Source organism: Nocardiopsis halophila DSM 44494, assembly GCF_000341245.1.
Taxonomy (GTDB): Bacteria; Actinomycetota; Actinomycetes; order Streptosporangiales; family Streptosporangiaceae; genus Nocardiopsis_A; species Nocardiopsis_A halophila.
Genome location: NZ_ANAD01000207.1, coordinates 32,631 through 40,821, shown reverse-complemented (window position 1 = coordinate 40,821; position 8,191 = coordinate 32,631). Strand labels below are relative to the sequence as shown.

Genomic DNA, 8,191 nt, shown 5'->3' with positions numbered 1-8,191 from the left:
CCCCGACTCTCCCGAGATCAACGGGGGCGTCGATACGGACGGCAGGCAGTGCCCCCCGGGGGCGGCCGGGGCCCGCAGACTCCCACCACGCCAGCGGACACGACCGGAAGGGCCCCTCCAAGGCCAAGGCGGCAGGCCACCCGGCGGCCGACCGCCAGAGCAGGGGGAACCGCCTCATCTCTCCGTCGCCGCACTCCCCTGGCTCCCGGCGCCCGGCAAGCAGCCCCGAGCGGGGCACCAGCCGTCCCGTCGCCGCTCCTGTTCCGGTACCGCAGAAGGCCCGGCGGCCGACCGGCGACACCGGGGAACCGCTTCGCTACGTCGTCGCCGCCGTCGCCCTGGCACCCCGCCGACCTGCCGCCCGGCAGGTGAGAACGAGCGGGGACCAGCCCTCCCGTCGTTGCGCCTTCCCCGGACGGGTCTTCACCCCGGACCGCCGGTGGCCCGGCCGGAACTCTCGGGCACAGCACGGCCTCACCGGGTCCCGGTGTCCCCGGTGTCCTCCAGGCGGGCGTAGTGGCAGGCCGCACGCGCAGGGCCGGTGCCGGACAGGACGCCCGGGTCCTCGGTGCGGCAGGCCCCGGCCACGCCCGCGCGTTCCGCCTCGCCCGAGGCCAGCACCGGGCACCGGGCGTGGAACCGGCACCCGCCCGGGATGCGCGTGGGGTCCGGCGGCTCGCCTGCCAGCACCTGGGCCTCCTCCTCCGACTCCGGCAGCACCGACAGCAGCGCCCGGGTGTAGGGGTGGCGCGGCCGCGCCAGCACCTCCTCCACGGGCCCGGCCTCGACCACCCGCCCCAGGTACATCACCGCCACCCGGTCGGCGATGTTCCAGGCCATGCCCAGGTCGTGGGTGACCACCAGGGCCGACAGCCCCAGGTCGGCGCGCAGGTCCAGCAGCAGCCGCAGGATCTCCCCCCGCACCGAGGCGTCCAGGGAGGCCACCGGCTCGTCGGCGACCAGCGCCTCGGGCTCCAGCACCAGCGCCCCGGCGATCACCACCCGCTGGCGCTGCCCGCCCGACAGCTCGTGCGGGTAGCGCAGGAAGAACCGCTCGGGCGGGCGCAGCCCGGCGCGGGACAGGGCGTCGGCGACCCGCCTCTCCTCGTCGGCGGTGGCGCCCTCGTGGATGCGCAGCCCCTCGGACACCGCGTCGTAGACGGTGTGCCGGGGGTTGAGCGACCCGGAGGGGTCCTGCTGCACCAGCTGCACCCGGTGGCGGTAGCGCTTGAGCGCCCGGGCGGTGTAGGACAGCGGCCGCCCCTCGAACAGCACCCGCCCGCCGGTGGGCCGCTCCAGCCCGAGGAGGGCGCGTGCCAGCGTGGTCTTGCCGCACCCGGACTCGCCGACGAGCGCGATCACCTCCCCCGCGTGCAGGTCCAGGTCGACCCCGTCGACCGCGCGGGCGGTTCCGCGGCCGCCGCGGCCGGTGAACTCCACGCTCAGCCCCTNCGCCCGCCTGCGCCGAGCCGCCCGCGTCCTGCCGCGGCCCGTCCTCCGGCGTGCTCTTCTGCAGCTCCGCGGTCATCCGGCCTCCTCGGCGGCGAGCACTTTCACACAGGCGGCGCGGCGGTCCGCGCCGCCGGCCTCCCACAGGTCCGGATCGGTGCTCGAGCACCGGTCCTCGGCCACCGGGCAGCGCGGGCGGAAGGAGCACCCCTCGGGCAGCGCCGCCGGGTCCGGCGGGTCTCCGGGCAGCCCGCTGGGCGCCATCCGCGAGGCCGGGTCGCCGACCCGCGGGAAGGCCGCGCTCAGCGCCGAGGCGTAGGGGTGGCGGGCGGCGGCCACCACCTCGTCGGCCGGCCCCTCCTCCACCACCCGCCCGGCGTACATCACCGCCAGCCGGTCGCAGGTCCCGGCCAGCACCGACAGGTCGTGGCTGATCATCAGCAGCCCGATGCCGCGCCCGGCCACCAGGTCGTCGATCAGCCGCAGGATCTGCGCCTGGACCATCACGTCCAGGGCAGTGGTGGGCTCGTCGGCGATGATCAGCCGCGGCTCGCAGGCCAGCGCCATCGCGATCATCACCCGCTGGCGCTGCCCGCCGGAGAGCTCGTGCGGGTAGGAGCGGGCCCGCCAGCGCGGCAGGCCCACGCTCTCCAGCAGCTCGCCCACCCGCGCCTCGACGCCGCCGGGCGGGGCGGTGCCGTGCAGCAGCATGGGCTCGGCGACCTGGTCGCCGACGCGGCGCACCGCGTTCAGCGAGTGCATGGCGCCCTGGAACACGATGGAGGCCCCGGCCCAGCGCACCGCCCGCAGCCGCCCCCAGCGCATCCGGGTGACGTCCTCGCCTTCCAGCAGGACCTGGCCTCCGACCCGCGCCGTCTTGGGCAGCAGCCGCAGCAGCGCCAGGGCGACGGTGGACTTGCCGCACCCCGACTCCCCTGCCACGCCCAGCTTGCTCCCGGCCTCCAGGGTCAGCGACACCCCGCGCACGGCGGGCACGCTCCCCCCGGCGGTGCGGTAGACGACCTCCAGGTCGCGCACCTGCAGCAGCGGCGCCTCCTCGTGCGAACTCACCTGCGCTCCCTCAGCCTGGGGTTGAACACGCCCTCCAGCGCCCGCCCGCACAGGGTGAACGAGAGCGCGACCAGTGCGATGGCCAGTCCCGGCGGGATCATGTACCACCAGATGCCGGAGCTGATCGCCCCGGCGTTGCGGGCGTCCTGCAGGATCCCGCCCCAGGAGATGGTCGAGGGGTCGCCCAGCCCGAGGAAGGACAGGGTCGACTCCATCACGATCGCCTCGGCGACGAGCAGGGTGGTCTGGGCCAGCACGACCGGCATCACGTTGGGCAGCACGTGGCGCTTCATCACGTGCAGGTGGCCGCCGCCCAGCGCGCGCGCCCGCTCGATGAAGGGCCGCGCCTCCACCGACAGCGTCTGGGCGCGCACCACGCGCGCCGTGGCCGGCCAGGCGGTCACCCCGATGGCGACGATGATGGTCAGGGTGCTGCGCTCCATCACCGCAGCCAGGGCGATGGCCACGACCAGGGACGGAAGCACCAGGAACCAGTCGGTGACGCGCATGAGCACGTCGGAGGCCCAGCCGCCGAAGTGTCCGGCGACGATGCCGATGACGGTGCCCAGGGCCACCGACACGAACGCCGCCAGGAACCCCACGGTGAGCGAGATCCGCGCGCCCCACAGCACCATGTCCAGCACCGAGCGCCCGAAGGCGTCGGTGCCCAGCCAGTAGTCGGCGCTCGGCGCCTCGAACCGGCCGCCGGGGCCGCCGGTGACGTCCAGTTCGGCCGGGTCGATGAACAGCGGGGCGCACAGCGCCACCAGCGCCGCCGCCAGCAGCGCCGCCAGGCCGAACAGCCCGGCGCGGTTGCTCGCGTAGATGCGGGCGAACTCCCCCCAGGCGGCGCGCCGCCGCGCCCACACCAGCGCACGGCGGGAGGGGGTCGGGGCGCTCACGTGCGCACCCGCGGGTCGAGCAGCGGGTACACCAGGTCGGCCAGCAGGTTCATGACGATCACCGCGCTCGCGAACAGGACGAACAGCGCCTGGACCAGGGGGAGGTCGGGCACCCGCAGGCCGGAGTAGAACAGCGACCCCAGCCCGGGCCAGGCGAAGACGGTCTCGATGAGGATGACGCCGCCCAGGACCCGCCCCAGGTTGAGGAAGATCAGAGTGACGGTGGGCAGCAGGGCGTTGGGCACCGCGTGCCGGCGCAGCACCAGGGCGTCGCGCAGCCCTTTGGCGCGGGCGGTGGTCAGGTAGTCCGCCCCCATCTCGTCCAGCACCGAGGAGCGCATGATGAGCAGGTACTGGGCGTAGACGACGGCGACCATGGTGGCCACCGGCAGCACCATGTGGTGGGCCACGTCCAGCGCGGAATCGAAGGCGCCCTCGACCCCCGGGGTGGCCATGCCCGAGGTGGGGAAGAGCCCCGGAAGCCAGCCCACGCCCGAGGCCAGGACCACGATCAGCAGCAGCCCCAGCCAGAACGAGGGCACCGACCACAGGGTCAGCGCCACGGCGGTGGTGATCCGGTCCCCGGCCGAGCCGCGGCGCCAGGCCGCCCGGGTGCCCAGCACCAGCCCGATCAGGGCGGCCACCACGGTCCCGGTCCCGGCCAGCAGCACGGTGGGGCCGATCCGCTCGGCAATGAGCTCAGCCACCGGCACCCGGTACTGGTAGGAGGTGCCGAAGTCGAACCGCAGCACCCCCAGGCAGTAGTCGGCGAACTGCTGCCACAGCGGCCGGTCCAGGCCGAACTGGCGGCGCAGCTCCTCCATCTGCTCCACGGTGACCTCGCGGCCCTCGGTCATCGCGCGCACCGGGTCGCCGGGCAGGATGCGGAACAGGAAGAAGCTGGTGACCAGCACGGCCGCCAGGGAGACCGCGGCGGTGAACAGCCGGCCCCCCAGGTAGCGCAGGACGCGCACGGCGCGGGAGGGGCCGGTGGGCCCCGGCCCCTCCGGGGCCGCGCCGGGGCCGGGCGCGCCCTGTTCGGGCGGCGCGGCCCCGGAGGTCGCTGATCGGGTCAACGCGGACCCCTTCTTCATCGGCGGTTCGGTGTCGTTCTGCAGGACGGTGTCGTCCGGCGGCCCGGTCCGGTCGGGGCGGGCCCGCGCATCACTCCCGGTCCTCGGCGGTGGCCGCGCGCCGGCGCAGTACCAGCAGGACCGCGCCGCCCACGACCACCACGGCGGCCGCGGCGATCCCTGCGACGGCCCAGCCGGAGGGGCCGCCCCCGGCGTCCTGCCCGCCCTCGGCCGGCTCCGCCATGGAGAAGCTCCAGTGCCCGTCCTGGCCCCACAGGTTGCCGCCGGGGTCGGGCTGGACCTGGGTGGAGGCGATCTGGTCGGAGCGGTAGGCCTCCATGGTGTTGGCGTAGGTCACGACGTTGACCACGGCCTCCTCGTACAGCACGGCCTGCATCTGCTTGATGTACTCGGCCCGCTGCTCGGGGTCCTCCCACTCGGCGAGCTGGCGCTCGTACAGCTCGTCGTACTCCTCGTTGCAGAAGTAGGCGTCGCCGCGCATGGTGCCCGGCTCCTCGGGCAGCGCGTCGCAGGTGTGGATGCCCAGCACGTAGTCGGGGTCGGGGTTGACCGACCACCCGGTCCAGATGAGGTCGTACTCGGCGTCGTAGAGGGCGTCGCTGAGCACGCCCGGGTCCACGGTCCGGTTGTCGACCTCGATGCCGATGTCGGCCAGGCGCTCCACGAAGATCTTGCCCATGGAGACGTAGTCCGGCCGGTCGTTGTGGACGTGCATGCGCAGTTCGAGGCGGTCGCCGTCGGGGGAGGTGCGCACGCCGTCGTCGCCCGTCTCGTAGCCGGCCTCGTCGAGCATGGCGTTGGCGGCGTCCGGGTCGAAGTCGAGGCGGTCCTCGCCCTCGGGCTCCCAGTAGTAGGTGTCGTAGCGCTTGGGGATGTAGCCCTCGGCGGGCTCGGCGTAGCCGCCGTAGACGTTCTCGACCAGCTCGTCCTTGTCGATGGCCATCATGATGGCCTGGCGCAGGGTCTTGTCCTGCAGGGCCGGGTGGCCGTCGCCGAACTCCTCGCCGTCCTGGGTCTGGGCGCCGGGGTTGATGGTGAAGGCCTGGAACCGCTTGCCGGTGGCGTTGTTGACGGTGATGCCCTCCTGGCCCTCCAGGGAGTCGGCCTGGGCGGGGGTGAGCCCGGCGGCCAGGGAGACCTCGCCCTTGCGCAGCGCCTCGACCTCGGCGTCCTTGTCGGCGAAGTAGCGGAAGACCAGCCGCTCGAACCCCGGGGCGCCGCGCCAGTAGTCGGGGTTGGCCTCCAGGGTGATCGACTGGTTGGGCTCGTGCCCGGTGATGGTGAAGGGGCCGCTGCCGACGACGGGGAAGTCCTCGTTGGTGAACTCGCCGAAGTCCTCGACCTCGGACCACACGTGCTCGGGGACGATGGGCACGTCCAGGGAGAGCATGGTGGCCTGGGGCTCGGCCAGCTCGATCTCCAGGGTGGAGTCGTCGACGGCGGTGACCTTCTCGAAGTTGGCCACCGCGTTGCCGTTGGCGGTGGCGGCCTCGGAGTCCTCCATCATCGCGTTGAAGGTGAAGGCCGGGTCCTCGGCGGTGATCGGTTCACCGTCGGTCCAGGTCATGCCGTCGCGGATGGTGTAGGTCCAGGTGAGCCCGTCCTCGGAGGTGTCCCAGGACTCGGCCAGGGCGCCGGTCGGCTCGTTGGTCTCGGCGTCGTAGGCGACCAGCGGGTCGTAGACGGCCTTGTGGATGCTGGTGGAGATCAGCAGCTGGGCGAGGAAGGGGTTGAGGGTGTCGACCGGCTGGGAGATGGCCACGGTCAGGGTCCGCTCGTCGGCACCTCCGTCCGCGGCGGCGGGGGCGGCCCCCGCGCCTGCGGCCAGGGCCAGGGCGGCCGCGGCCGCGGCGCCGCGCAGGGCCGTCCGGCGCGGGCCGGCGGGGCGCCCGGGTCGCCGGGCGGGTCTGAGGGACCGGGTCGGGCTCGGGGGGAAAGCGATGGGCATGGTCGGCGACCCCTCTTCACGCTGGGAAAACGGGGGGACCTCGAACCGGCGGCCGGTTGTTGGTTGTCTACCAGCGTGCACAGAAAAGCGTCAACGACTTACACCCTGACCGTCACAGGATGTTCACGATCTTCGGCGCGCGCCCGCGCCGCCCGGCGCGGCCGCCATTTTCGGAACGGGGAGAAACGGCACGCCGAATCGACCTTTTCCCGGCCGATTCGCCTTGAATGACCGGGCCCGCTAGCGTTGCCGCACATGATGGGGCACTCTCACGCGCTCAGCGGCGCGGTCGGCTGGATGGCACTGGTTCCCGTTCTCGACGGTACCGAGGTGCTGGGGGTCACCTTCCACATGGGCCCCGGGGAGATCATCGCGGGCTCCCTGGTGTGCGCCGGCTCCGCGCTCATCCCCGACCTGGACCACAAGAGCGCCACCATCACCCAGACCTACGGGGTCTTCACCCGGACCCTGGGCGCCTTTTTGAACTGGGCGTTCGGCGGCCACCGCAACGGCACCCATTCCCTGTTGTTCGCGCTGCTCATGGGGGTCCTGGCGCAGGGGCTGGCGCTGTGGTCGGAGATGGCCGTGCAGATCTTCGTGTTCCTGCTGATGGGCATCGCCTTCAACGGGCTGGGCTTCGGCATGGACAAGAACCGCACCGCCTCGGGCGTCATCAACGCCATGGTCACCGCGGGCATCACCCTGGCGCTCTTCAGCGCGGGCACCGACTACTCCTGGATGGGGACCGCGGTGGCCATGGGCTGCCTGCTGCACTTCATCGGTGACATCGCCACCCATATGGGGGTGCCGCTGCTGTGGCCGTTCATCGGCTACCGGGTGGGCCAGAACATCGGGTTCAAGACCGACGGCAAGGTCGAGCGCAACGTGGTCACGCCCATGCTGACCATCGCGATCGTGCTGTACGGGTTCTACCTGTTCGACTGGCCGGAGCTGCTGCCGCAGACCTGAGGGGCCGCTGGGTAGCATGGCCGCCGTGACGCGAACCTCGGAGTCCCTCACCCCTGACCTGTACGAGTACCTGGTGGAGCACAGCGCCCCGGTGGACCCGGTGCTGCGCGACCTGGCCGACGAGACGGCCCGGCTGTACCCCGACAGCATGGGCATGCAGATCGCCCCCGAGCAGGGCACGTTCATGACGATGCTGGCCCGGACGCTGCGGGCCCGCGACGCGGTGGAGGTGGGCACCTTCACCGGCTACTCCTCCATCTGCATCGCACGCGGCCTGGACCCGCGCAACGGCTCCCTGCTGGCGTGCGACGTCAGTGAGGAGTGGACCGGCGTGGCCCGCCGGTACTGGGACCTGGCGGGCGTTTCCGACCGGATCGAGCTGCGGCTGGGCGCGGCTCTGGAGACGCTGCGCGGGCTGCCCGACGCGCGCGCCTTCGACCTGGCCTTCATCGACGCGGACAAGACCGGGTACGTGGACTACTGGGAGGAGCTGGTGCCCCGCATGCGGCCCGGCGGCCTCATCCTGGTCGACAACACCCTCTCGCACGGCCGGGTCGTGGACCCCGGCGAGGACTCCCCGGCGGTGCAGGGCATCCGCGACTTCAACGAGGCGGCCCTGGCCGACGAGCGCACCGAGGTGGTGCTGCTGCCCGTCGGCGACGGCCTGACCCTGGCCCGCAAGAAGGAGTAGCCGCCCCGCCCGCCGGCCCCCCGCCCATCGCGCCCCACCCGGTTCGGTCCGTCACCCCCGCACCGGG

Annotated in this window: 7 protein-coding genes; 2 read left to right on the top strand and 5 right to left on the bottom strand. The window is 73.2% G+C overall.

The window, feature by feature from the left end:
* Positions 1–474 precede the first annotated feature (474 nt).
* The 5 genes from D450_RS31120 to D450_RS0123740 all read right to left on the bottom strand — a co-directional run bounded on the left by D450_RS31120 (position 475) and on the right by D450_RS0123740 (position 6,464).
* Positions 475–1,440, bottom strand: coding sequence for an oligopeptide/dipeptide ABC transporter ATP-binding protein (locus D450_RS31120; RefSeq protein WP_017541127.1), 966 nt, complete (start codon positions 1,438–1,440; stop codon positions 475–477).
* Positions 1,441–1,524: 84 nt separating this feature from the next.
* Complete coding sequence (locus tag D450_RS0123755; protein WP_017541126.1) at positions 1,525–2,520, bottom strand: ABC transporter ATP-binding protein; 996 nt, start codon at positions 2,518–2,520, stop codon at positions 1,525–1,527.
* A complete protein-coding gene (locus D450_RS0123750) occupies positions 2,517–3,422 on the bottom strand; it encodes an ABC transporter permease (protein ID WP_017541125.1) in 906 nt (301 codons plus the stop codon). Before D450_RS0123750 ends, D450_RS0123755 begins: the two co-directional genes overlap by 4 nt.
* Positions 3,419–4,516, bottom strand: a complete 1,098-nt coding sequence (locus D450_RS0123745; RefSeq protein WP_017541124.1) for an ABC transporter permease — start codon at positions 4,514–4,516, stop codon at positions 3,419–3,421. The genes D450_RS0123750 and D450_RS0123745 overlap by 4 nt, the downstream gene beginning before the upstream one ends.
* A 70-nt stretch (positions 4,517–4,586) precedes the next feature.
* Entirely contained in the window at positions 4,587–6,464 is a 1,878-nt protein-coding gene (locus D450_RS0123740) for an ABC transporter substrate-binding protein (RefSeq protein WP_017541123.1), read from the bottom strand.
* 255 nt (positions 6,465–6,719) lie between these two features.
* Here D450_RS0123740 and D450_RS0123735 point away from each other — a divergent pair, with 255 nt between their 5' ends.
* Both D450_RS0123735 and D450_RS0123730 read left to right on the top strand, forming a co-directional pair.
* Complete coding sequence (locus tag D450_RS0123735) at positions 6,720–7,433, top strand: metal-dependent hydrolase (RefSeq protein WP_017541122.1); 714 nt, start codon at positions 6,720–6,722, stop codon at positions 7,431–7,433.
* Positions 7,434–7,449: 16 nt separating this feature from the next.
* On the top strand, positions 7,450–8,124 hold the full coding sequence (locus D450_RS0123730; protein ID WP_017541121.1) for an O-methyltransferase: 675 nt from the start codon (positions 7,450–7,452) through the stop codon (positions 8,122–8,124).
* Positions 8,125–8,191 lie beyond the last annotated feature (67 nt).

Coding starts and splice junctions, on each gene's coding strand:
- D450_RS0123730 (WP_017541121.1), top strand. CDS start 7,450: ATGGCCGCCGTGACGCGAACCTCGGAGTCCCTCACCCCTGACCTGTAC.
- D450_RS0123740 (WP_017541123.1), bottom strand. CDS start 6,464: ATGCCCATCGCTTTCCCCCCGAGCCCGACCCGGTCCCTCAGACCCGCC.
- D450_RS0123745 (WP_017541124.1), bottom strand. CDS start 4,516: ATGAAGAAGGGGTCCGCGTTGACCCGATCAGCGACCTCCGGGGCCGCG.
- D450_RS0123735 (WP_017541122.1), top strand. CDS start 6,720: ATGATGGGGCACTCTCACGCGCTCAGCGGCGCGGTCGGCTGGATGGCA.